The 22,697-nt window shown below is 37.2% G+C and carries 28 protein-coding genes; 25 read left to right on the forward strand and 3 right to left on the reverse strand.

The features are described 5' to 3' along the window. Positions 1-147: 147 nt before the first annotated feature. Positions 148-273 carry a hypothetical protein gene (locus DW721_RS16625; protein WP_279221178.1) on the forward strand — a complete coding sequence of 42 codons (126 nt, stop codon included), beginning with the start codon at positions 148-150 and terminating at the stop codon, positions 271-273. Positions 274-555: 282 nt separating this feature from the next. On the opposite strand, the gene DW721_RS11635 is transcribed toward DW721_RS16625, so the two are convergent. Further along, entirely contained in the window at positions 556-1,071 is a 516-nt protein-coding gene (locus DW721_RS11635) for a shikimate kinase (RefSeq protein ID WP_118745853.1), read from the reverse strand. A gap of 165 nt (positions 1,072-1,236) precedes the next feature. On the opposite strand from DW721_RS11635, the gene DW721_RS11640 reads away from it, so the two are divergent. Together DW721_RS11640 and DW721_RS11645 are read left to right on the forward strand one after the other, a co-directional pair. After that, the gene (locus tag DW721_RS11640) at positions 1,237-1,431 is read left to right on the forward strand and encodes a hypothetical protein (protein WP_118745854.1); all 195 of its coding nucleotides are present in this window, start codon (positions 1,237-1,239) and stop codon (positions 1,429-1,431) included. 159 nt (positions 1,432-1,590) lie between these two features. Beyond that, positions 1,591-2,520, forward strand: coding sequence for a chemotaxis protein (locus DW721_RS11645; RefSeq protein ID WP_022015131.1), 930 nt, complete (start codon positions 1,591-1,593; stop codon positions 2,518-2,520). Between the two features lie 143 nt (positions 2,521-2,663). Here DW721_RS11645 and DW721_RS11650 read toward each other — a convergent pair whose 3' ends face one another. Continuing rightward, positions 2,664-3,554 (reverse strand): S8 family peptidase, encoded by an 891-nt coding sequence (locus tag DW721_RS11650; RefSeq protein WP_022015130.1) that lies wholly within the window; start codon positions 3,552-3,554, stop codon positions 2,664-2,666. 317 nt (positions 3,555-3,871) lie between these two features. Between DW721_RS11650 and efp the strand changes: the two genes are divergently transcribed. The 4 genes from efp to galE all read left to right on the forward strand — a co-directional run bounded on the left by efp (position 3,872) and on the right by galE (position 7,547). Then, positions 3,872-4,426 (forward strand): elongation factor P, encoded by a 555-nt coding sequence (efp, locus tag DW721_RS11655; RefSeq protein ID WP_022015129.1) that lies wholly within the window; start codon positions 3,872-3,874, stop codon positions 4,424-4,426. Between the two features lie 195 nt (positions 4,427-4,621). Next, on the forward strand, positions 4,622-5,587 hold the full coding sequence (locus tag DW721_RS11660; RefSeq protein ID WP_118745855.1) for a DUF3878 family protein: 966 nt from the start codon (positions 4,622-4,624) through the stop codon (positions 5,585-5,587). Positions 5,588-5,751: 164 nt separating this feature from the next. After that, positions 5,752-6,351 carry an HAD family phosphatase gene (locus DW721_RS11665; RefSeq protein WP_243036006.1) on the forward strand — a complete coding sequence of 200 codons (600 nt, stop codon included), beginning with the start codon at positions 5,752-5,754 and terminating at the stop codon, positions 6,349-6,351. A gap of 206 nt (positions 6,352-6,557) precedes the next feature. Continuing rightward, positions 6,558-7,547 carry a UDP-glucose 4-epimerase GalE gene (gene galE, locus DW721_RS11670; RefSeq protein WP_022015126.1) on the forward strand — a complete coding sequence of 330 codons (990 nt, stop codon included), beginning with the start codon at positions 6,558-6,560 and terminating at the stop codon, positions 7,545-7,547. A gap of 104 nt (positions 7,548-7,651) precedes the next feature. Here galE and DW721_RS11675 read toward each other — a convergent pair whose 3' ends face one another. Beyond that, positions 7,652-8,431, reverse strand: coding sequence for a shikimate dehydrogenase (locus DW721_RS11675; protein WP_022015125.1), 780 nt, complete (start codon positions 8,429-8,431; stop codon positions 7,652-7,654). Between the two features lie 426 nt (positions 8,432-8,857). Between DW721_RS11675 and spoIIIAA the strand changes: the two genes are divergently transcribed. The 18 genes from spoIIIAA (at position 8,858) to DW721_RS11765 (ending at position 22,614) form a co-directional block, all read left to right on the forward strand. After that, entirely contained in the window at positions 8,858-9,802 is a 945-nt protein-coding gene (gene spoIIIAA / locus DW721_RS11680) for a stage III sporulation protein AA (RefSeq protein ID WP_118745857.1), read from the forward strand. An 8-nt stretch (positions 9,803-9,810) separates the two neighbouring features. Beyond that, a complete protein-coding gene (locus DW721_RS11685) occupies positions 9,811-10,317 on the forward strand; it encodes a stage III sporulation protein AB (RefSeq protein ID WP_270467372.1) in 507 nt (168 codons plus the stop codon). Between the two features lie 12 nt (positions 10,318-10,329). Next, a complete protein-coding gene (gene spoIIIAC / locus DW721_RS11690) occupies positions 10,330-10,527 on the forward strand; it encodes a stage III sporulation protein AC (RefSeq protein WP_022015122.1) in 198 nt (65 codons plus the stop codon). A gap of 103 nt (positions 10,528-10,630) precedes the next feature. After that, the gene (gene spoIIIAD / locus DW721_RS11695) at positions 10,631-11,014 is read left to right on the forward strand and encodes a stage III sporulation protein AD (RefSeq protein WP_022015121.1); all 384 of its coding nucleotides are present in this window, start codon (positions 10,631-10,633) and stop codon (positions 11,012-11,014) included. Positions 11,015-11,063: 49 nt separating this feature from the next. After that, a complete protein-coding gene (locus DW721_RS11700; protein ID WP_022015120.1) occupies positions 11,064-12,173 on the forward strand; it encodes a stage III sporulation protein AE in 1,110 nt (369 codons plus the stop codon). 97 nt (positions 12,174-12,270) lie between these two features. Further along, positions 12,271-12,807 (forward strand): stage III sporulation protein AF, encoded by a 537-nt coding sequence (locus DW721_RS11705; protein WP_182436307.1) that lies wholly within the window; start codon positions 12,271-12,273, stop codon positions 12,805-12,807. After that, on the forward strand, positions 12,798-13,397 hold the full coding sequence (locus tag DW721_RS11710) for a stage III sporulation protein AG (RefSeq protein ID WP_022015118.1): 600 nt from the start codon (positions 12,798-12,800) through the stop codon (positions 13,395-13,397). Before DW721_RS11705 ends, DW721_RS11710 begins: the two co-directional genes overlap by 10 nt. Before the next feature lie 105 nt (positions 13,398-13,502). Continuing rightward, positions 13,503-14,189: a SpoIIIAH-like family protein gene (locus DW721_RS11715; RefSeq protein ID WP_022015117.1), complete on the forward strand. Its 687-nt coding sequence runs from the start codon at positions 13,503-13,505 to the stop codon at positions 14,187-14,189. A 115-nt stretch (positions 14,190-14,304) separates the two neighbouring features. Then, entirely contained in the window at positions 14,305-14,661 is a 357-nt protein-coding gene (locus DW721_RS11720; RefSeq protein WP_022015116.1) for an Asp23/Gls24 family envelope stress response protein, read from the forward strand. 16 nt (positions 14,662-14,677) lie between these two features. Beyond that, on the forward strand, positions 14,678-15,088 hold the full coding sequence (nusB, locus tag DW721_RS11725; RefSeq protein WP_022015115.1) for a transcription antitermination factor NusB: 411 nt from the start codon (positions 14,678-14,680) through the stop codon (positions 15,086-15,088). Positions 15,089-15,154: 66 nt separating this feature from the next. Then, entirely contained in the window at positions 15,155-16,354 is a 1,200-nt protein-coding gene (gene xseA, locus DW721_RS11730; protein ID WP_118745859.1) for an exodeoxyribonuclease VII large subunit, read from the forward strand. A 16-nt stretch (positions 16,355-16,370) separates the two neighbouring features. Continuing rightward, a complete protein-coding gene (xseB, locus tag DW721_RS11735) occupies positions 16,371-16,568 on the forward strand; it encodes an exodeoxyribonuclease VII small subunit (protein WP_022015113.1) in 198 nt (65 codons plus the stop codon). Between the two features lie 21 nt (positions 16,569-16,589). After that, entirely contained in the window at positions 16,590-17,489 is a 900-nt protein-coding gene (locus tag DW721_RS11740; RefSeq protein WP_118745936.1) for a polyprenyl synthetase family protein, read from the forward strand. A 30-nt stretch (positions 17,490-17,519) separates the two neighbouring features. Next, the gene (dxs, locus tag DW721_RS11745) at positions 17,520-19,409 is read left to right on the forward strand and encodes a 1-deoxy-D-xylulose-5-phosphate synthase (protein ID WP_118745860.1); all 1,890 of its coding nucleotides are present in this window, start codon (positions 17,520-17,522) and stop codon (positions 19,407-19,409) included. Positions 19,410-19,465: 56 nt separating this feature from the next. Then, the gene (locus DW721_RS11750; protein ID WP_118745861.1) at positions 19,466-20,341 is read left to right on the forward strand and encodes a TlyA family RNA methyltransferase; all 876 of its coding nucleotides are present in this window, start codon (positions 19,466-19,468) and stop codon (positions 20,339-20,341) included. A 39-nt stretch (positions 20,342-20,380) separates the two neighbouring features. Continuing rightward, positions 20,381-21,262 (forward strand): NAD(+)/NADH kinase, encoded by an 882-nt coding sequence (locus DW721_RS11755; protein WP_055941159.1) that lies wholly within the window; start codon positions 20,381-20,383, stop codon positions 21,260-21,262. A 55-nt stretch (positions 21,263-21,317) separates the two neighbouring features. Next, positions 21,318-21,776, forward strand: coding sequence for an arginine repressor (gene argR, locus DW721_RS11760; protein WP_022015108.1), 459 nt, complete (start codon positions 21,318-21,320; stop codon positions 21,774-21,776). 94 nt (positions 21,777-21,870) lie between these two features. Beyond that, positions 21,871-22,614 carry a YebC/PmpR family DNA-binding transcriptional regulator gene (locus DW721_RS11765; RefSeq protein WP_022015107.1) on the forward strand — a complete coding sequence of 248 codons (744 nt, stop codon included), beginning with the start codon at positions 21,871-21,873 and terminating at the stop codon, positions 22,612-22,614. Positions 22,615-22,697 lie beyond the last annotated feature (83 nt).

Raw genomic sequence — 22,697 nt, forward strand, 5'->3', positions numbered from 1 at the left:
GAAGTGTGGTAACACATGTAGCTGACTGTCACTAATAGGTCGAGGGCTTGACCAAAGGAGTGAAGGTGCAGGGATGACAGACAAGGCAAAGTGAAAACTTGTTTTCAGATTTGACTTGTAGTCAGACCGGTATTTGAGTGGAATGACATGAAATATGCGAAGCATATGAATGACATGAAGCTTAGAGCACCTGAACAGAACGAAGATTCTTCTTGCAATAAAAAGGAAGTCATAAATATTCAATATACAGTTTTGAATGTATCAGTAATTTAGAAGCCGTAAGGCTTCTTTTTTTTTATTTTTATTTAATGAATAAGCAATATAAGTTCTATATACATGAATGTAGATATAGTTGTTGTATGTTTATATATATTGTTGTCTGCTTTTGAACATTATATAATGTAAATATTGCTCGATATTATTTAATAAGTCATATATGATAAAAAAACTCTATGATAAATCCATATAAAATTTCAGTAGAGGATTTATCGCAGAGATTTTTTATTATGTAGAATACTTTTTTAATAATTATATTAACTAGACTGGTTATGCTATCTAAAATAAAAGTGTCTTTATTTCTTCGGCTATTCGTCCAATTTTTTTGTTAGAACACTCAATAGTAATATCAGCATACTTTTCATATAGTACTATGCGTTCATTGTACAATGATTTTAAAGTTTGTCCTTTTTTTATTGAGACACCGCGTTTGGTCAAATCTCCTAAACGTTCTTCGATTTCCTCGTAGGGAAGTTTAAGATAAATAACGGTACCGATTGAGCTTAAATGTGTCATGGCATCTTTACCGTAAACAGCACTTCCACCTGTTGCAATAATGCTTTTGTGGGCATTTATTTTAGAGTTGATTTCATTTTCTATTGAGTTGAAACCATCCAGACCATATTTGTCAATAAGTTCGTGTAAAAGCATATTTTTTTCATTTTGAATAATGATGTCCGAGTCTATAAAAGTATATCCAATAACTTTTGCAAGAACAATGCCTATTGTACTTTTTCCGGCACCCGGCATACCTATTAGGATAAGATTATCTTTATTATATGGTTTGGTAGTCATTAATATTAGTTCCCCCTTATTGATGATCATCATACATGAGTTATGCATGTTAGTGACTGTATAATGTATAATATTTTAATACGAAAGACAGGATATGTCAAAAAGATAAGTCCTTGATAAGAAAAAATGATAGCAGCAATTTTTATGGGAGGCTGATTCAAAAGTTTGAGGGTAAGAACAGCTCCGATATCTGTTTTATGGTCACCACCAAAGAAAAATGCACCTTTTGTATGTATAGAATCGTGGTATGGAAGATGTGATAGTATAAACTACAAAGGTGAATGGAAAAAACGGAAATGGGGTAATAGGTTTGAAGCTGGAAAAACATTTAAGGGTGGATATGATATAGAAGCATTTTGATTTTAATATCCATTATTAACCGTTATTATGTCGATTGTGACGGTTTACAAATATGTGCTAATAATGTAATATATAATATATATGATTATTAAAGTTTGCATATTTGTATATACAGACATTTTGCAATAATAAGAAGAAAAGCTGAGGAGGTCGGCAATAATGGATACAAATATATTATTAGAAAGCGGTACTAACGAACTTGAGATACTTGAATTTACGGTCGGTGGCAATTATTATGGTATAAATGTTGCTAAAGTAAAGGAGATTATGACATACCAGCCACTTACTCCGGTACCTAAGGCACATCCAAATGTAGAGGGGGCATTTAGTACCAGAGGAGAAACAATATCAATCATTAATCTGGCGAGATGTCTTGGTATGAAAGAAGAGACTGATACATCAAAGGATATGTTTCTTGTTACAAATTTTAATGGTCTGTTATCAGGATTTCATGTAAATGGAGTTGTCGGAATACATAGAGTAAACTGGTCACAGATTATAAAGCCTGACAGCATGATAAATAATGCAAAGACGGGAGTGACTACAGGTATTATAAATATTGATGATAAACTTGTAATTTTAATTGACTTTGAGAAAATCGTTGCTGACATCACACCAGATGTGGGTATCAACCTTAAAGATATTGATGGACTTGGAGATAGAAGAAAAAACAATCAGCCTATTATATATGCAGAGGATTCACAGCTTCTCAGTACACTTATCTATGATGGTCTGTCAAAAGCCGGTTATACACGTATTCTTCCTACAAATAATGGTTTGGAGCTTTGGAATATTCTTCAGAAATATAAAGAAGAAGGAACCGTTAAGGAAAATGTTGCATGTGTTGTAACTGACATTGAGATGCCTCAGATGGATGGACACAGATTGCTTAAACTTATCAAGAATGATCCTGATTTAAAGGATATTCCTGTTATAATCTTCTCATCGTTAATAAATGAAGAAATGAGGAAAAAAGGCGAGTCGCTTGGAGCAGATGCACAGTTATCTAAGAATGATATAGGTGAATTTATTAAGAAACTTGATGAGATTTTAGCGAAAAAAGCAGAAGAAGAAAACGAAAACAAATAAAAGTAAAAAGACTGTTGCATATTAGATTTTACGATTTGCAATAGTCTTTTTTAAATATAGTAGTAAAAAGCTCGTAAAGTAGCGTGACACCAATGAGAATTGCAAAGCAATTCTTGGAGGGCAAAACGCTGGTTTTGCCCTTTTTACCTTAACAGCGTATCACAGCGTATTAGGCCCCATCCTTGTTTAGTGTGTGGAAGTTTGAGATTAATACCATTTCGTTTCAGATGGAGTTTTACATCCTTGTTAGTCATATAAGGAAATTTTTCTAATAGAAGTGCAATACATCCACTTACTATAGGGGTTGACATTGAAGTTCCGCTTCTGGGGATGTATAGGGCAGGGGTTGTTTTGTTATTACAACTTATGATATTAAGTCCCGGGGCTACTATATCAGGCTTTTTTATACAATTTGATGTCGGACCACGACCTGAAAAATCATGCGAAAATCTACCAAAAACAGTGTCAGATGTCCCTACGGTGATTATTTTTCTGCTGTTTCCGGGAGCACCTATGGTATAATCAGCCGGACCATTGTTTCCAGCAGCCGTTACGACAATTAATCCAGCTTCCCAAAGTGTATTTATCGACCTTACAAGAGGAGAATTTTCATCAAATTTCTTTATGGATACGCTTCCAACGGAAATATTTACAATCCGTATATTGTATTTGTCTTTGTTCTTTAATAGCCAGTTGATTCCTGACATCACATTTTTAATGTTTCCCTCACCATTTTTGTCAAGTATTTTTATTATGTGAAGTTTACAGTCTGGTGCAATGCCTTCATATAATTTATTAGACATCATGCCATTTCCTGCTATTATGCCTGCGACATGGGTGCCGTGTCCATTATCGTCATAAAGTCTGTTTTGGTGATTTATGGTATCAAAAAATGAAACAAAAGGACCATCATTATATACTATATCAGGGTGAGGGCTGATACCGGTATCCATAACTGCAATACCTACATTTTTGCCCGTAAGTCCTTGTTTTCTTGCATAATCGAGTTTTATAACAGAAGCAACGCGGTTCATCAGGTAATACTCGCAATCTAACTGGTTATAATATCAATATGCATAATGTGTTTTCTTTGTTACTTAATATAATAGTTTTGCCAGAGTAAAAGAGAATTCGATGTCCAAAATGGAATAGTTAATTGTTATTGTATTATATATTAGTTTTGCTAAGGCAATAGGCTTGAAACGATGCTATTGGCATAGATGTTATATTTTCTGAAAAATAAATACTTGAAATAAGTTGAAAAATAGGATAAAATAGTAAAAGAGTTTTGTCGCATTTTATGATGCAGACAATGGGACGCAGAAGTCACACATTAAGGAGGATTTTGATAATGGTATCAGCAGGAGATTTTAGAAATGGTTTAACTATTGAGTTTGAAGGCAATGTATATCAGGTAATCGAGTTTCAGCATGTAAAACCTGGTAAGGGTGCTGCATTCGTAAGAACAAAGCTTAAGAACATCAAAAATGGTGGTGTTGTTGAGAAAACTTTCCGTCCAACTGAGAAATGTCCTCAGGCTCACATTGAGCGTCAGGAAATGCAGTATTTATATGCAGACGATATGTATCATTTCATGAATACAGAAACATATGACCAGATTGATATGACAGCAGATCAGGTTGGTGATTCTCTTAAATTTGTTAAAGAGAATGAGATGGTTAAGATGCTTTCGCACAATGGTGAGGTATTTGCTATTGAGCCGCCTCTTTTTGTAGAGTTAGAGATTACAGAGACAGAGCCTGGATTTAAGGGCGATACTGCACAGGGTGCCTCTAAGCCTGCTATAGTAGAGACAGGAGCACAGGTAAGTGTACCTCTCTTTGTAGAGACAGGAGACCGTATCAGTATCGATACACGTACAGGAGAATATCTTAAGAGAGTTTAATTCAATTTATTTCTTAAAAGGGCGTAATTCTATGGAAACCCCGTGTTTTCAAGGATTGCGCCCTTTGTGCAAGTTGATGTAAAGGTGTGCTAAAAAGGGTCTAAAGGTAACACATAAGTAACGCGTAGGTAACAAATACGCAAAAAGATTTATGCGTAAAACTTATATAAAAAGTAAAGAGGGAGCAAAGATAAGGTGAATCTGACCAATATAGATAAATTAAATATGCTCATTGAGCAGGGAATGTTTGAGCCTGTTGTGCTTGATGAGAAAAATATTATTGATGAAAATGGCAGGGGAGATTTCCGTATTATTTATCTTATGAATGATACGGTTGAAAGTTTTTTGGTATTTAAAAATGCAAAATACACCGGTGAATACAATGATAAATTTGAGGGGTTTACGGATATTGAACTTGAAAAGAGAGAAGAGGGTTATGTACTTATAATTAAGCAGGAACAGTCATATTTTTTAATCTTTTTTGATGATGTGGAACTTGAAAATTATTATTATAATTATGGGAAAATAGGACATTTTTGGATAAAGGGTTATGAACATCTGCGTGTGCTTGAGTATCAGGTGGCTATTGTCTGGGATAAGATGTGCTATATAGGAAAAGAATCCTGCACTGACAATGAATTAAAGATCGCATCTTTAAAGCAGTTTCCACCGCTGAATTATTGCAATTATCCTTGTGTTCCTGATATCTATCAGGTGCCGCTTGAGGATAAATGGCATCTATCTAAAGATGCTAATAATTTTATGATGGAAATTGCTAAAAAAGCAGGGGACACTGAATTAGAAGAAAAACTTTTGCAATATGGAGAAAATCCGACTATAAAAAATGCAAAAAAAATGGCTAAACTTTTTAGGCGAAAAGAGCATAAAAAGGTAATACAACTACTTATGAAATACATAGAAGAAGCGGCAGCAGTTTATCCAGACAGAAGTTTTGGAAAAAGCTTTGATGAAAGAAATAAAAAATTGCTGGATAAGGCTGTTAAGAGAAAAAATGAGTTGGAAAAAGCCGGTATGGAAGCTGTTGTATATAAAGAAGAACAGTTTGTCTATGACTGTGACAGTGTGGAATTTAATGTTTATGTTATGTTATGGAAAGATGGTCTTGTAAACAGCAGTGTAAGGATTGAGAAAATAGAATAAAGATTGTTATGTTTGAAGCATTAAATAATTTTTTTAAATGACAATGTATAAATAAAGAAGAAAATGATTAAAAAATGTATAGATATGTAGTTTTAAAATCGGAAATTAGATAAGTAGTTTTGCAATTAAATAAATGGATGTATATTAGAAAGGGTTATAAGGATATGATTAAAAATCTTATTTTTGATGTAGGAGGAGTGCTTTTTGATTACAGATGGAAAGAGATGTTTATGGATTATGGTCTTGACGAGGACAATGCCATAAGAGTCGGAACTCAGATGTTTAATGATCCTGACAGGACATGGGATATTTTTGACCTTGGTATAAAGTCTGATGAGGAGATTACTGATATATTCTGCAAAAAATATCCTGGTGATGAGGATGTTATCAGATGGTTTATAAGACATGGTGAATATATGCAGGTGCCAAGACCGAAAGTGTGGAAAAAGGTTCATGAATTAAAACAAAAAGGATATAAAATCTATATTTTGTCGAATTATCCTGAATCACTGTTTAAGAAGCACACGGAATATGCTGATTTTATGGATGATATTGACGGACTTATGGTCTCTTATATGATACATAAAGCAAAGCCGGCAGAGGATATTTATAAGGCATTATGTGATAAATACGGGCTTGACAGGAGCGAGAGCATTTTCTTTGATGACAGGTCAGAAAATGTTGAGGGTGCCATTAAATTTGGAATGAAGTCAGTAAAAATTTTATCTGAGCAGGTTTTATTGGATGAGCTTGACAGATTTTAAAAGTAACAGATTAGGCTTTAATTTATTATATTCATAATTCCATAAATAAGTTCGGTACTGTTAATTATTTTTTATAGCTGAACTGTTACAGTAAGAAAATTCTGAGGAATTTCAACTTTACATAGTAAAACGGTTGGAATATAATTATTACTCAGGGAATTATAAAATGTTGCATAGCGGTTTATATCGCAGAAAGGGAGGTTTTCATGAAAATATTAGTATTAGGCGGAGCTGGATATATCGGTTCACATACAGTCAGCGAGCTTGTGGATGCAGGGGAAGAAGTAGTTATAGCTGACAGCTTGGAGACAGGACATATTGAGGCTGTAAATCCGAAAGCAAAGTTTTATCAGGGAGACATAAGAGATAAGAAGTTTATTGACAGTGTTTTTGATAATGAAAAAATAGATGCAGTCATTCATTTTGCCGCAAACTCACTTGTAGGTGAGAGTATGACAAATCCGTTGAAGTATTATGACAATAACCTTTATGGTACAAAGGTGCTTCTTCAGAGTATGGTAGAACATGATGTTAAGAAAATCGTATTTTCTTCAACGGCAGCAACTTATGGAGAGCCTGAGAGTATTCCTATTCTTGAGTCGGACAAGACAGAGCCTACAAATCCATATGGAGAGACAAAACTTTCTATGGAAAAAATGATGAAGTGGACAGATGTTGCACATGGTGTTCATTATGTTGCACTCAGATATTTTAATGCCTGCGGAGCTCATGTCAGCGGCGAAATAGGAGAAGCTCATAATCCTGAGACACATCTTATTCCGCTTATTCTTCAGGTACCTAACGGACAGAGAGAATCAATAAGCATTTTCGGTGATGATTATGATACAAAAGACGGTACATGCGTGAGAGATTATATTCATGTAACAGATCTTGCACAGGCACATATACTTGCTGTTAAATATCTTATGGACGGAGGAAAGAGTGATGTTTTTAACCTCGGTAACGGTGTAGGATTTACTGTAAAAGAAGTAATAGAGACAGCAAGAAAAGTGACGGGACATCCTATTCCGGCAGTTATTTCACCACGCCGTGGAGGAGATCCGGCAAAACTTATCGCATCGAGCGAAAAAGCAAAGAGCATACTTGGTTGGAAACCTGAACACGCAGACCTAGAAGAGATAATTGCAACAGCATGGAAGTGGCATAAAAATCATCCGAATGGATATGCAAAATAAGATAAATATAATCTATAGCATATGTTGATAAAATATAGAAAACCCGACAGTAATGTTAAAAGGCATTGCTGTCGGGTTTTGTTATGTCGATATAAAAGCAGAAATTATTTTTCCTGTTCTGCAAGTTTATCTGTATATATTTTTTTGTAAACCTTATCTATCTCAGCCTCATCAAGTTTTTTCTCAAGGAAAAATTCTACGGCGTAAAGTGCCTGTGCGACGAGCATTTCAAGACCGTTTACACCTGTCATTCCGAGTTCTTTTGCCTGTGCAACAAGTTTGGTTTCAAGCGGATTGTAGATAACATCTGCAACTGCTTCGCATTTAGGGAATTTTGTAAGGTCAACAGGTGAAGCGTCACATTTAGGGAACATACCTACAGGGCTTGTATTTGCTATAAATTCTGCATCTGTGTGTTTTGCAAAACATTCATCGTAAGTAATTGCTGAATCTGTCTTTATAATATCGACGATGATAACCTCTTTTGCTCCCATTTTTTTTAGGACTGCTACAACAGCCTTTGATGCACCGCCGTCACCGAGTACGACACATTTTTTACCTTCTATCTTGATATTATGCTTTTTGAGCATATACATAAACCCTGAGAAATCAGTATTGTGTCCGTAAAGTTTTCCGTTTTTATTTACTATAGTATTTACTGCTCCGATTGCTTTCGCATTTTCATCAAGTTCATCAAGATAAGGAATTACATCCTTTTTGTAAGGGATAGTGACATTTATCGACTTAAATTCATGCTTACTCATAAAATCATTAAAATCTTCTTTGCTGACCGGATGTATTTCATATGTATAGTCAGCGAGACTTTCATGAATTTCTTTTGAATAGCTGTGTCCGAGTTTTTCTCCAATTAATCCGTATTCCATTTTGTAACCTCACTTTCAAGTCTTTGGATGATAATATTTTTGCTGTAAATCAAATTTAGTTTTTTACATCTGTAAATATATGGCGGCAGTTTATATATCTGGCACTAAAGAGAAGGGCGTAAAAAACTTCAGCATTATTATAATACAGCATTTAATAAATATAAGCAATAAACTTGTTGATGTTTAGCAATCAGGTGATTAAATATTGGAAAATTTAGACATTTAAGTGTGAATGGCAATATTAAATTTAACATAATTGAGAGTGAATAACATATTTAAGAGGGACGGACATATAAATGTAACTATACAGACAAGATGTAGATGAGTTGCCGGTTATTGTTCATACAAACGCAATATGACTGGCAGTAGTTTTTGGTACACTAGGGGGATGTATTTTTATTTTATGTCAGATATGGAGGTGATACGGTGGACAAAAAGAAAGATGAGATAATAAAACTTCTGCCGCTTGACATAAGAAAACTTTTTAAGTTTTGTGATATTGAGTTTTCAAAATTGCAGGAGATAAGGCTGCGTGTGAATATGCCAATTATGATATTGTACGACTCCATGGAATATTTTATTTCGTGCAGAGGTGAGATGACAAAAGAGAGAAAAAACGGCTACAGGGTGAGTTGTGCACAGATAAAAGAAGCAATGGTCTATATAAGCAATTATTCAAGATATGCTTTTGAGGAGGAGATACGACAGGGTTTTATCACTGTTGAGGGCGGTCACAGGGTAGGAGTAGCAGGCAAGATTATATGGGACAGCGGAAAGATAAGAAATATAAGCTATATTTCTTTTATAAATATAAGAGTGTCCCATGAAGTAATAGGCTGTGCAAGAGGTGTGATGAGGTATCTTAGGGATGAGAGTGAATTTTTTAACACGCTTATAATCTCACCGCCAAGATGCGGAAAGACGACTCTTTTGAGAGACATTGTGCGTATAGCGGCTGATGGAAGTGATATTGACAGGGGTATGACGGTAGGAATAGTGGATGAGCGTTCAGAAATAGGTGCCTGTCATTTAGGATGTCCGCAAAATAACATAGGCTGCCGTACGGATGTGCTCGATGGCTGCCCAAAATCGCAGGGCATGATGATGATGGTACGCTCTATGGCACCAGAGATAGTGGCGGTCGATGAGATTGGCTCAAAGGATGATGCGGCGGCGATAGAGTATGTGATGAACTGTGGGATAAATGTTATAGCGACCGTTCATGGTCTTGATATGGATGAGGTGATAAACAAGCCGGTGATAGGTGAACTTGTGAGAAAACGGAGATTTAAGCGTTATATTGTCCTGAAAAGAGGAAAGATGGGACAGATAGCTGCAATATTTGATGACAGGGGGAATGTCATATATTAACGGTAAAACTGGCAGGATTTCTAATGCTGGCAGCAGGAGGTGTTATGGCAGGCATTTATGCATGGGAGAGGTATATGCTGCGTGTCAGGGTTTTGGAGGAGTGGCAGACCATATTTATTGAGATAGCCGGGGAGATAAATTATTCAGCGGAAAGTATGTCGCAGATATGCAGCCGCATTGAAAATATGAGTGTATATGGAAAAAAATTCTGGGGTGAGATGTCAAAGCAGACTAAATATAAGAATGAGGGGCTTATAGGGACATTTTGGAAAGAGTATCTTGATGGGTACAAATACTGGGAACTTTTGAGTGCTGAGGATAAAAATATAATATATCGTTTTGGGGAGAGTTTTGGAACACTTGACATATACTCACAGATAAATGAGATAAAGATGTACGAAAAAAGAATAGAGGGCAATATTTCAGATGCAAGACAAAAAATGAGAGAGCAGAAAAAAGTATGTATTTTTATGGGACTTATATCAGGCCTGATGGCGGGAATATGTCTTTTTTAAAAGGGGAGATAAATGACTATAAATTTAATTTTTAGAATTGCAGCGGTCGGAATACTTGTATCGGTGCTTGGAACCGTTCTAAAACATTCGGGCAGGGATGAACAGGCTTTTTTGGTGAGTCTTGCAGGACTTATACTTGTATTTTTATGGATAGTTCCGTATATAGAGCAGTTGTTTGAGACAGTGGAAAAATTGTTTTCAATAGGGTAAGATGGCTGACTTGGAAAATATTAAATGTATCAAAAAGCAGTCAAAATAAAAAAAGAAAGTGCATCAAAAAATTGACAAAATAAGATAGGGAAGATGAGAAAATATGCTTAAAATAGCGATAATAGGTGTGATGGCGGTTTTTCTCGCACTGCCTTTAAAAGAAAGTAAACCTGAGTTTTCAACATTGATAATTATAAGCGGGTGTATGCTTATACTCGGCTGTGCGGTATCGAAGATTGCTGAGATAATCAGGGTGATAACAAAGATAAATAAATATATGGGAGAACAGTCAGTATATCTCGGTATATTATTTAAGATTATCTCGATTACATATATTGCAGAGTTTGGAGCATCACTCTGCCGTGATTCAGGGTACAGTGCGATAGGAAATCAGGTTGAATTTTTCGGAAAGATAATGATACTTGCAGTTAGTATGCCGATAATCACAACATTGTTTGAGACGATAAGCAGTATTATGGGAAAATAAAGATTCTGTATCTATGTATTACTCTACGCAATAGAAGTGGGGAACTTCTATGGTAGTGTTAAATAAACGGTCTAAAGGAGGAAAAGGTGTGGAGAGCGTCGATGATGAAGAATTATATAATGGCATTATGGACGAAATATCGTCAGGGGATATACAGAGTACGATGGATAAGCTGCTTGAAAATCAGTCCTTTGACTTTGGGGATTTTGTCGGAAAGACAATAAATTCGGGAAAGGGCATAGATTTCAATAACATATTAAAACAGATAGCAGATGGTATAGTATCAAATCTTAATGATGAAAAGAGTTTATACACAAATATAATACTCATAGCTTTGTCGGGGGCCGTGATAACAAACTTTTCAAAGCTGCTTCAGGGAAAGCGAGTGGCACAGATGGGATTTTATACAATATATGTTTTGTTTTTTTCTGTACTTTCGGTTTCTTTTATGCGGACAAGTACAATAGCCGAGGAGACGCTTACAAAGATATTTGATTTTATGAAAGTTCTTGCCCCTACATATTTTACCTGTCTGTCATTTACAAAAGGGGCGGGACTTGGGACCGGTTATTACCAGATAACACTTCTTATGCTGACGGTTGCTGATTTTATATTGTTGAAGTTTGTGCTGCCGGGTGTAAAGATATATTTCTGGCTTCGGATAGCAGACCAGTTGTCAGAGGAGGAAATGTTTTCAAAGATGGCAGAGTTTGTAAAAGATATATTGAGTTTTTCTATGAAAACGATGTCAGTCGTGTTAATGGGGGTAAATGTCGTGCAGGGAATGATTGCACCGCTGGCAGCAGAGGCAAAAAATTCCGCACTGGTAAAGGTTGGCAGCATGGTGCCGGGAATAGGCAATACGATAAGCAGTGCGGCGAGTTCGGTGCTTCTGGCAGGAAGTCTTGTAAAAAATGCAGTCGGTGTGGCTGGGATAGTTGTGCTTATTATCATATGTGCAATGCCGCTAATCAGGCTGTGGGTATCGGAGTTTGCATATAAGGGGCTTTCGGCTGTGTTGCAGCCTGTGTCAGACAAGCGGATAATCAAATGTCTTTCGATGACCTCTGATGCAATAAAACTTCTGGCATATGCCGTGGGACTTGCGGCGATGTTTTTTGCAATATCAATAGCAGTCATAAGTACAATGACAAATTAATAAACAAGATTTATGTCTGTACATATTGACACAAAGTTAATATGAAAAAAGTGTGTTAGGAATGTGAATTAGTATGAAATGGGGATGCCAAATGAATATGGAAAAAATTATTTGTAATGTTTTGGTTTTTACTATCATAACTTCTGTCTTAAAAGGACTTATTATCAAGGATGAATATAAACAGTATTTTCAATTTTTCTGTGGACTCATAATGATATTGATAGTAATAACGCCTTTTATAGATTTTTTGAGCAGCGATAATGATTATTACGATATATTGCAAAAAAATATATATAGCTTAGAAATAAAGGATTCGATAGGCAGTATAAAAACAGCCGACGGAAAGATGAGGGATGTGCTTGTAAGACAGTGTGAGTCAAAGATTGAGGGGCAGATAAAAAAGATGGCACAAAAAGACGGCGTTGACTGCAATAGCGTTGATGTTGAGACAAAAATGTCTGACGAGGAGCTTGAAATAGTCATGGTAAATGTCAGCATGAAAGATGGTGCAGTGGCAGCATATTCAGATATATCAGGGAGCAGGGATAAACTTGATAAGAACGAGAAAAGGCTAAAAAATGATATATGTGACAGCTACATGCTTGACGGGGGGAAGGTGAAGATTTGGAAATAAATATAAAGGATAAGCTTAAAAATTTATCAGGAGAAAAAATAAAAGGAAGTCTTATGCATGATTTTGGCATAGGCAGAATAGTTATTATCATAATATGTGGTGTTGTGATACTTGCCGGGAGTCTGTTTGACGGCGGCAGTGTGGTAAAGGAGAGTGACAGTGGAAAAAATACGGAAAATGAAAATATACTTAGTGAAGATGACGCACTTGATATTATGAACAAATATGCAAAACAACAGGAAATTAAGTTAAAGACGATGCTTGAGAGTATGGACGGGGTGGGAGAGGTGAAAGTGATGGTAACGCTTGCTTCATCTGAGGAAAAGGTTGCACTTAAAGATACGGAGACAGGAGAAAACAAGGGAAAAGACACAGACTCGGTCAGCAAAAAAAGTGAGAGCGTGCTAATAAAAAATAATGGTGATGAAAACCCATATGTTGTCAGTGTCACCGCACCTAAGATAGCAGGAGTTGCTGTCGTGTGCGAGGGTGCGGACGGCGGGAAAAAAGACAGTGAGATAATTGAGATGATAGGGGCATTATTTGACATTGAGTCACATAAAATCAAAATAACAAGAATGACAGCGTGAAAAATCCATATATGCAAGATTTTTCACACGCAAGATTTGTGTCTGTGCACACTTGACACAAACTTGATATATATTATATATGTGTGCAGAAATGGGGATTATATTATGAGTAAATCAAGTCGTAAAAACGGAATAGTCATCACGGCACTGGCTTTGATGATAATTGCAGCAGGTTATTTGAATTTTACGGGGCAGAAGATTACAACGAATGGTATTTCGGCTAAGACAACTGTGGTTCCGGAGACGGTTAAGGATACGACAGTTGATATTTCGGCGGAGGATGAACAGGCATCGGATTCTGATGCAAAGGAAGAGAAAAGTGCATCGTCAAAGGATGATGCTTCTTCAGAGGATGGTTATGAATTGGCAGACAGCGGCGAGGTTCAGGCATCTGAGGAAAATCCGGGGGAGGCCGTTATGGTTTCAAATAACATAGGTTCTGATTATTTTGCATCGTCAAAGCTTAACAGGGAGCAGAGCAGAGCCAAAAATAAAGAGACACTTATGAACATAATAAATGATGATAAGATTGCATCTGCTGACAAAAAGAGTGCAATTAAACAGGTGGCAGCCATGACTAAGATTTCAGAAAAAGAAAATGCCGCAGAGCTTATGCTGCAGGCTAAAGGATTTGAAAATGCAATGGTAAGCATAAGCAGTGGAAATGCAGATGTTATTGTTAGTTCAGAGGGGCTTACAAATAAACAGATAGCCCAGATAGAGGATATAGTTAAAAGAAAAACAGGCATTACGGCTGATAAAATAGTAATTACACCTGTAAATGTCAAATGATATTGCAAAAGTCTGTGATTTTGCTATAATAGTACCATAACGGTTGCTGTTTGCGGGAAAATCGTGAGCAGCAATTTATAATGCACTGTTTTGTATAGTGAAGGAGGTAAACATTATGGCAAAAGAACAGATGACAGAAGACATCATTATGGAAAAAAAAGATATAGGTGAAGTAAAGATTGCTTCTGATGTTGTGTCTGTTATAGCAGCACTTGCGGCTACCGAGGTCGAGGGTGTAAATTCTATGGCGGGTATGAATAAATTTGGCGTTAAAAATACAAAAGGTGTTCGTGTGCTCATGAATGAGGGTCGTGTTCATGTAGATATGATGATAATCGTAAAATACGGTTATAGTATTCCAAAAATTTCAAAACAGGTACAGAGCAGAGTAAGCCAGCAGATAGAGACTATGACCGGACTTAAAGTGTCAGGCGTAAATGTCAGAGTAGCCGGCGTAAATCTTGACGCATAAAATTAAGGAGTTATATATGACTAGAAGACAGATAAGAGAAAATTTGTATAAGATGCTTTTTCAGGTTGAATTTCATGATAAGGAGTCACTTAGGACGCAGATTGAGATTTATCTTGAAGATTTAGAAATGGCAGATGAAAAAGATAAAAGAGAACTCAGGGATAAATTCAATGAACTTGTTGAAAATTTAGAGGATATTGACGCAAAGATAGAGGAAAAAGCAAACGGATGGACGATAAACAGGATTGCAAAATCTGAGCTTACGATACTCAGACTCGGAGTTTATGAACTGCTTTATGTTGAGGATGTTCCAAACAAGGTTGCGATCAACGAGGCGGTAGAGCTTGCAAAAGCATATGGAGCAGACAAGGCATCTGGTTTTATCAACGGAATACTTGCATCTGTTGTAAAAGAAGTGTCAGAGTAGCTTAAATTTCTTTATAAGGGCAGCATACTGATGTTGCCCTTTTTGTAGAATAAGAAAGGTTTTAAGATGGGACAGGTAAGTTCGGTATCTCAGGTAAATATGTATATAAAAAATATGTTTATAAGAGATTATATGTTAAATAATATTTCAGTGAAAGGCGAAGTGTCAAATTGTAAATATCATTCATCGGGACATATTTATTTTACTATAAAGGACAGGGCATCGCAGCTTTCATGCGTAATGTTTGCATCCATGAGGAAAAATCTTTTGTTTACCCTTGAGGAAGGGCAGAGTATTGTTGTGGATGGCAATATCGGTGTTTACGAGAGAGACGGAAAATACCAGCTCTATGCAAGGAGCATAACAAAAGAGGGGGCAGGAAAGCTGTATGAAGAATATGAGAAGTTGAAAAAGCGTCTCTTAGCGGAGGGGCTTTTTGATGATACAAGAAAACGAAAGATACCGTCTTATGCAAAAAAGATTGGTGTTGTCACTGCGGGAACAGGGGCAGTCATACAGGATATATGCAATGTCTCAAAGAGGAGAAATCCGTATGTGCAGATAATCTTATATCCCGCCAAAGTTCAGGGAACAGGGGCAGCAGATACTATTATAAAAGGGATAAGATATTTTGAAAAAACGGATGTTGATACGATAATAATAGGACGAGGCGGCGGTTCAATAGAGGATCTACAGGCATTTAATGATGAGCAGCTTGCAAGAGTTATAGCGGCTTGCAAAAAGCCGGTGATAAGTGCGGTAGGGCATGAGACAGACACGACAATAGCTGATTATGCGGCGGATCTTCGTGCACCGACACCGTCTGCGGCAGCAGAACTTGCAGTGTATTCGTACCGTGAGACGGTCATTGCCTTAAGAGAAGCAGAATATTCTTTGAACTGGCAGATGACAAATTTATTAAAGATAAAAAAATTAAAACTTGCCCGGTATATGACGATGCTTTCACATGAAAGTCCGCAAAATCTTATAAATGAGCGCAGGATGTATCTTACTGATATGCAGGAAAAAATAGAGGGGCTTATGAAGCAGAAACTTATATCGTCAAGACACCAGTTAGAACTGTATGTACAGGAAATGAAAGGTCTTTCACCTCTTTATAAGCTGCAGGGCGGTTATGCGTATGTGTCGGATGAAAACGGAAAAAATATAAATTCAGTAGATGATATAGATAAGGGCGAACAGATAAACCTTGCATTTAAAGACGGATATGCAAAGGCTGTTATCTCGTCGAAAGAAAAAGCGTGAGATTTGGAGGTCAGATATGGCGGCAAAGAAAATGTCATTAGAGGAATGTTTTGAAAGTCTGGATGATATTATACTTGAATTACAGAGTGGAGAACTTTCGCTTGAGGATTCATTTAAAAAATATGAAGATGGAATGAAACTCATTAAAAAATGTAATGAGACGATAGATAAAGTTGAAAAGAAACTGACGGTTGTTGAAACTGATGATGAATAGGGGGACTAGAAGATGGAGTTAATGGAACAGGATAGTTTTAAGAAAGAGCAGGAAAAAATTATTTCATATATAGAAGAGGTTTTAAAAAATTATCTTCCTAAAACACCGTCATATCAGAAAACTATATATGATGCAATGGAGTACAGTGTTATGGCGGGGGGAAAGAGACTTCGTCCGATGATGATGCACCAGTCATATATAATGTTTGGCGGTAAGGACGAAAAAGTTATTGAACCGTTTATGGCTGCGATAGAGATGATTCATACATATTCGCTGGTGCATGATGACCTGCCGGCTATGGACAATGACGAGTACAGGAGAGGAAGAAAGACAACTCATGTAGTGTTCGGTGAGGATATGGGGATACTTGCCGGTGATGCTTTGTTAAATTATGCTTATGAAACGGCTGTTAAAGGTGTTATGGCTGCCAGGGATAAGGTCAGTGCCGTCAAGGCTTTGGAGATACTGGCAAAAAAGGCTGGAATAACGGGAATGGTCGGAGGACAGGTTGTCGATGTTGAACTGACGGGGAAAAAGCCTGATAAAGATCAGCTTGATTTTATTTTCAGATTAAAAACGGGTGCACTTTTAGAAGCATCACTTATGGTTGGTGCGGCACTTGCCGGAGCAGATGACAAAGACATAGAGCTTATGGAAAAAGCCGGACTAAACATAGGAATGGCATTTCAGATACAGGATGATATACTCGATGTTACAAGCACAACCTCAGAGCTTGGAAAGCCGGTGCACAGTGACGAAAAAAATGACAAGATTACATATGTATCGCTTTATGGTATCGAAAAGGCTCACAGTGATGTAAAACAATATTCTGAAAAGGCACTTTCGATATTTGATACATTAGAAGTAAAAAATGAGTTTTTATATACTTTGACAGAAAAGCTGATAAACAGAAGAAAATAGATTACTGTTTATAAAAAGAGAAGCAGTAGAATGGAGAGTAAAGTGGGACGATTATTAAATCAGATAAACGAGCCGAATGATATAAAAAAGATTGACCCTAGAGAGTACAGGCTGCTCGCAAAAGAGATAAGGCAGTTTTTAGTTCACAAGATAAGCATGACAGGCGGTCATCTTGCGTCAAATCTCGGTGCAGTCGAGCTTACAATGGCACTTCACTTATGTCTTGATTTTCCAAATGATAGTCTGGTGTGGGATGTAGGACATCAGAGTTATACGCACAAACTTCTTACAGGCAGAAAAGAGGGGTTTGACACACTCAGACAGTTTGGAGGAATGAGTGGATTTCCAAAGAGAAGTGAAAGTAATTGTGACGCATTTGATACGGGACACAGTTCAACATCTATAAGTCTTGCAATAGGAATGGCAAAAGCAAGGGAACTTAAAAAAGAAAAAAATAATGTATTTGCTGTTATAGGTGACGGAGCATTGTCGGGAGGAATGGCATTTGAGGCACTCAACAATGCGGCGAGATTGAAATCCAATCTGGTTATCGTTCTCAATGACAATCAGATGTCTATATCTAAAAATGTAGGTGGAATGTCAAAATATCTGGGAAATATCAGGACAAGCACCAATTATACGGAGCTTAAAGAGGATGTTGAGACAAAGTTGAGAAAATCACATATAGGAAATGCACTTGCTGACAGTATCAAGGGTGCAAAGGATGCAGTCAAAAGACTTTTTGTTCCGGGTATGCTGTTTGAAGATATGGGGATAACATATATCGGACCTATAGACGGACATGATGTAAAACAGATGGTAAGTGCATTTGAAAGTGCTTCAAAAATGCAAAAAGCCGTGATAGTTCATGTCTGTACCAAAAAGGGAAAGGGGTATCTTCCGGCTGAGGAAGATCCGTCAGCCTTTCATGGAATTGCACCTTTTAAGCCGAGTGACGGAACACTCAAAAATAAGGAAAAATATTTGACATATACTTATGTGTTCAGCAGAAAGCTGGTTGAACTTGCTGATAAAGATGAAAAAATAGTTGCAATATCTGCGGCAATGCCGTCAGGAACAGGACTAAACCGTATGGCAGAAAGATTTCCCGACAGATTTTTTGATGTCGGAATAGCGGAGGAGCACGCTGTTACTTTTGCGGCAGGCATGGCTTCAAAAGGCATGAAACCGGTTGTCGCAATATATTCGACATTTTTCCAGAGGGCATATGACCAGATTCTCCATGATGTCTGTATTGGCAGACTTCCGGTAATATTTGCAGTTGACAGGGCAGGGCTTGTCGGAAGTGACGGCGAGACACATCAGGGAATGTTTGACATATCATATTTTAACAGTATGCCCAATATGACGGTTATGGCACCTAAAAATGTTTTGGAATTAGAAAAAATGCTTGAATTTGCGGCAGGGTTTGACGGACCGATAGCAATAAGGTATCCAAGAGGGAAGGCATATACGGGACTTAAGGAATATGACACAAAAATAGAGTACGGAAAGAGTGAAAAAATAACTGGCGGTGCTGATATTGCACTGCTTGCTGTTGGAAGTATGGTAGAAACTGCTGTAAAAGTTAGAAAAATACTTTTGCAGCATGGCATTGATGTGACTATAGTAAATGCAAGATTTGTAAAACCACTTGATGAAGAAATGCTTTCTGATATAGGCAGAAACCACCGCTATATAATAACGATGGAGGAGGGAATTCTCACAGGCGGCTTTGGAGAGAGTGTTTCTCATTGGTATCAGGAAAATGCACCGCAGATGCCATTTATAAGAAACATAGCACTGCCGGATAAATTTATCGAGCACGGAAGTGTTGAAATGTTAAAGAAGAAATATAAGATAGATGCAGAGGGCATAGCAGAAAAAATAATGGATTTTACAGGTGTATTGTATCAATGATGCAACACACTATTTATACAGCAGGTTTGAATGGTAAATGATTAATTGGAGGCAGCATGAAAGAGCATAAGAAAAAAGAAAGACTTGATGTACTTCTCGTAAAGAGAGGTTTTGCGGAATCGAGAGAAAAGGCGAAAGCGATAATAATGACAGGAAATGTGTTTGTAAAAGAACAGAGGGAAGATAAGGCAGGAAGTACATTTGATGAGAATGTGGAGATTGAAGTAAAAGGAACTCCGATGAAATATGTCAGCAGGGGCGGTTACAAATTGGAAAAAGCAATGGAACTTTGGCAGGTGCCGCTTGCAGACAGGGTATGCATGGATGTAGGTTCATCGACAGGCGGTTTTACAGACTGTATGCTTCAGAACGGAGCCGCAAAAGTGTATGCGATAGATGTTGGAACAAACCAGCTTGCGTGGAAATTGAGGCAGGACGAGAGAGTAGTGTCAATGGAAAAGACTAACATCAGATATGTAACACATGAGGATGTGCCTGATAATATAGGATTTTCTTCAATAGATGTAGCTTTTATCTCGCTGACAAAAGTTCTTGTTCCGGTGAGAAATCTGTTGGCGGATAACGGCAGAGTAGTATGTCTTATCAAACCTCAGTTTGAAGCCGGAAAGGATAAGGTTGGAAAAAAAGGTGTGGTGAGAGATAAAAAAGTACATCTTGAAGTAGTACAAAATGTCATGATATACGCTATGGCAATAGGCTTTAAGGTACTTGAACTTAACTTTTCACCTATAAAAGGACCTGAGGGAAATATAGAATATCTTCTCTACATAGAAAAGGATACGAACAGAACTGACACTGTATGTGATATTACCGAGGAAGAAAAAAGCAAGGCAGAGGAAATATTTAGTGAAAAATATGAGAAGCTTGCACATGAAACGGTAGAGCAGGCACATCTGAAATTAGATATATAAATTTATAAAAAGTATGACGACTGCAAAGGAGAGTCTCTAATGAGCAAAAAAATGACATTTTTTTGTATTATAACTAACAGTGATAAAAAGGATAATTATGAGAAGGCATCTGAGATAAAAAAATATCTTGAAAATAAAGCCTGCGTATGCACGATACTTGAAAACAAGCTGACACAGTCGGCAGGAATAAGACATTTTACTGATATAAGACATATAGACGACAAGACGGAATGTGCTATTGTACTCGGCGGTGACGGAACGATGATACAGGCGGCGATAGACCTTGTGCACACGGAGCTTCCTATAATAGGAGTAAACACCGGAAATCTTGGTTTCCTCACAGAGGTTGAGTATAAAGATGTATTTGATGCACTTGACAAGCTTATTGAGGGTGATTATACGATAGAGTCACGGATGATGCTAAAGGAAATATCATACTTTAAACAGCCGGACAGCCGTTCGTCATGTTATGCGTTAAATGATATAGTGGTAAGCAAAAGGGGCAGCGGCAGGCTTATAACGGTAAAAGTTTATCTTGAAAATGAGCTTGCAGATGTGTACCGTGCAGATGGTCTTATAATATCGACACCGACAGGTTCGACAGGTTACAATCTTTCGGCAGGAGGACCTGTTATGGTACCGAATTTAAAGGCGATGGTCGTAACTCCGATATGTGCACATTCCCTAAATAAAAGAAGTCTTGTTGTCGATGCTGCGGAAAATATAACATTAGAGATAGGTCAGACAAAGGATGTAGGTGTTGACCTTGCAATGGTAACTGCTGACGGGAGAACGATAGGAGAACTTTCAACAGGTGACAGGCTTGTACTCGAAGTTCCTCATGCGACAACGAAGCTGATAAAATTATCAGATATAGGCTTCTACGAGAGGATGAGAGAAAAGTTAAACGGTGAATTGTAATAATCAGTTTATTTTTTTTACAGGGTTAATCCTAAAAAATATCAGGGGGGAGAATATGAAGCTTGAAAGAAGATCAAAGATAATAGAATTGATAGGCAAATATCAGATAGAAACGCAGGAGGAACTGGGAGAAAGGCTTGAACAGGAGGGCTTTACAGTGACGCAGGCGACGATTTCAAGAGACATAAGGGAGTTAAAACTTACAAAGGTGTCTGTTGACGGTGTTCATCAGAAATACACACTTCTCCAGGAGAAGGAGACAAATCTTTACAATAAGTATGTAAGGGTATTGCAGGACGGTTTTTTGTGGATGGATCAGGCTGAAAACATACTTGTCATAAAAACAATTTCAGGCATGGCAATGGCGATAGCGGCGGCAATAGACAATTTGGAAGTGCCCGGTGTTGTTGGAACAATAGCAGGAGACGATACGGTCATGTGTGCCGTTCATTCCGTGGGTGAAGTGCCTGTAGTCATGACAAAGATAGACAGGCTTTTAAAAGAAGAAAAGTAGCCAAAGGTTGCAAGAGTGCAGGAAAAATGCTAAAATAAATTAGTTATGGTGGAAAATTATCATATTATGTTATTAAAGAAAGGAAAATAGAGAAATGTCAGGACATTCAAAATTTGCAAACATTAAACATAAAAAGGAGAAAAACGACGCTAAAAAAGGTAAGATATTTACTATTATCGGTCGAGAGATTGCAGTAGCAGTTAAAGATGGCGGTCCGGATCCTGAAAATAACAGCAAGCTTCGTGATGTTATTGCAAAAGCTAAAGCAAACAATATGCCAAATGATACTATTGACAGAGGTATCAAAAAGGCAGCAGGTGACGGTGACGGAGTAAATTACGAGGAAGTTACATATGAAGGATATGGTCCGAGTGGTATCGCTATCATAGTTAAGGCTCTTACAGACAATAAGAACAGAACTGCAAGTAATGTTCGTAATGCTTTTACAAAGGGAAGCGGAAGTGTAGGAACGCAGGGGTGTGTATCGTATATGTTTGATGAGAAGGGACAGATAATCATTTCTAAAGAGGAACTTGAGGACAATGATATAGAAGTTGATGCAGATGAGCTTATGATGCTTGCACTTGATGCGGGTGCTGAGGACTTCTCAGACGAGGAAGAAGCATATGAGATAATCACGGCACCAGAGGATTTTTCAGCAGTAAGAGAGGTCCTTGAAAAAGAAAATTATCCTATGGCAAGTGCTGAAGTTACGATGATTCCACAAAATTATGTCACATTGACGGATGAAAATGATATAAGACAGCTTAATCGTACACTTGATCTTCTTGATGAAGACGACGATGTACAGGATGTTTTTCATAACTGGGATGAGTAAACATAGTGCATAATCATAAAGTTTATGCAGGATGTTTCACTTTCCGAATGTAATAATTTGTGCTTTTTATGCCGATAGAAATA

Source organism: Clostridium sp. AM27-31LB (assembly GCF_003480745.1).
Taxonomy (GTDB): Bacteria; Bacillota; Clostridia; order Lachnospirales; family Lachnospiraceae; genus Butyribacter; species Butyribacter intestini.

Coding starts and splice junctions, on each gene's coding strand:
- DW721_RS16625 (WP_279221178.1), top strand. CDS start 148: ATGAAATATGCGAAGCATATGAATGACATGAAGCTTAGAGCACCTGAA.
- DW721_RS11635 (WP_118745853.1), bottom strand. CDS start 1,071: ATGACTACCAAACCATATAATAAAGATAATCTTATCCTAATAGGTATG.
- DW721_RS11645 (WP_022015131.1), top strand. CDS start 1,591: ATGGATACAAATATATTATTAGAAAGCGGTACTAACGAACTTGAGATA.
- DW721_RS11650 (WP_022015130.1), bottom strand. CDS start 3,554: ATGAACCGCGTTGCTTCTGTTATAAAACTCGATTATGCAAGAAAACAA.
- efp (WP_022015129.1), top strand. CDS start 3,872: ATGGTATCAGCAGGAGATTTTAGAAATGGTTTAACTATTGAGTTTGAA.
- DW721_RS11665 (WP_243036006.1), top strand. CDS start 5,752: ATGATTAAAAATCTTATTTTTGATGTAGGAGGAGTGCTTTTTGATTAC.
- galE (WP_022015126.1), top strand. CDS start 6,558: ATGAAAATATTAGTATTAGGCGGAGCTGGATATATCGGTTCACATACA.
- DW721_RS11675 (WP_022015125.1), bottom strand. CDS start 8,431: ATGGAATACGGATTAATTGGAGAAAAACTCGGACACAGCTATTCAAAA.
- spoIIIAC (WP_022015122.1), top strand. CDS start 10,330: ATGACTATAAATTTAATTTTTAGAATTGCAGCGGTCGGAATACTTGTA.
- spoIIIAD (WP_022015121.1), top strand. CDS start 10,631: ATGCTTAAAATAGCGATAATAGGTGTGATGGCGGTTTTTCTCGCACTG.
- DW721_RS11700 (WP_022015120.1), top strand. CDS start 11,064: ATGGTAGTGTTAAATAAACGGTCTAAAGGAGGAAAAGGTGTGGAGAGC.
- DW721_RS11705 (WP_182436307.1), top strand. CDS start 12,271: ATGGAAAAAATTATTTGTAATGTTTTGGTTTTTACTATCATAACTTCT.
- DW721_RS11715 (WP_022015117.1), top strand. CDS start 13,503: ATGAGTAAATCAAGTCGTAAAAACGGAATAGTCATCACGGCACTGGCT.
- DW721_RS11720 (WP_022015116.1), top strand. CDS start 14,305: ATGGCAAAAGAACAGATGACAGAAGACATCATTATGGAAAAAAAAGAT.
- nusB (WP_022015115.1), top strand. CDS start 14,678: ATGACTAGAAGACAGATAAGAGAAAATTTGTATAAGATGCTTTTTCAG.
- xseA (WP_118745859.1), top strand. CDS start 15,155: ATGGGACAGGTAAGTTCGGTATCTCAGGTAAATATGTATATAAAAAAT.
- xseB (WP_022015113.1), top strand. CDS start 16,371: ATGGCGGCAAAGAAAATGTCATTAGAGGAATGTTTTGAAAGTCTGGAT.
- DW721_RS11740 (WP_118745936.1), top strand. CDS start 16,590: ATGGAACAGGATAGTTTTAAGAAAGAGCAGGAAAAAATTATTTCATAT.
- dxs (WP_118745860.1), top strand. CDS start 17,520: ATGGAGAGTAAAGTGGGACGATTATTAAATCAGATAAACGAGCCGAAT.
- DW721_RS11750 (WP_118745861.1), top strand. CDS start 19,466: ATGAAAGAGCATAAGAAAAAAGAAAGACTTGATGTACTTCTCGTAAAG.
- DW721_RS11755 (WP_055941159.1), top strand. CDS start 20,381: ATGAGCAAAAAAATGACATTTTTTTGTATTATAACTAACAGTGATAAA.
- argR (WP_022015108.1), top strand. CDS start 21,318: ATGAAGCTTGAAAGAAGATCAAAGATAATAGAATTGATAGGCAAATAT.
- DW721_RS11765 (WP_022015107.1), top strand. CDS start 21,871: ATGTCAGGACATTCAAAATTTGCAAACATTAAACATAAAAAGGAGAAA.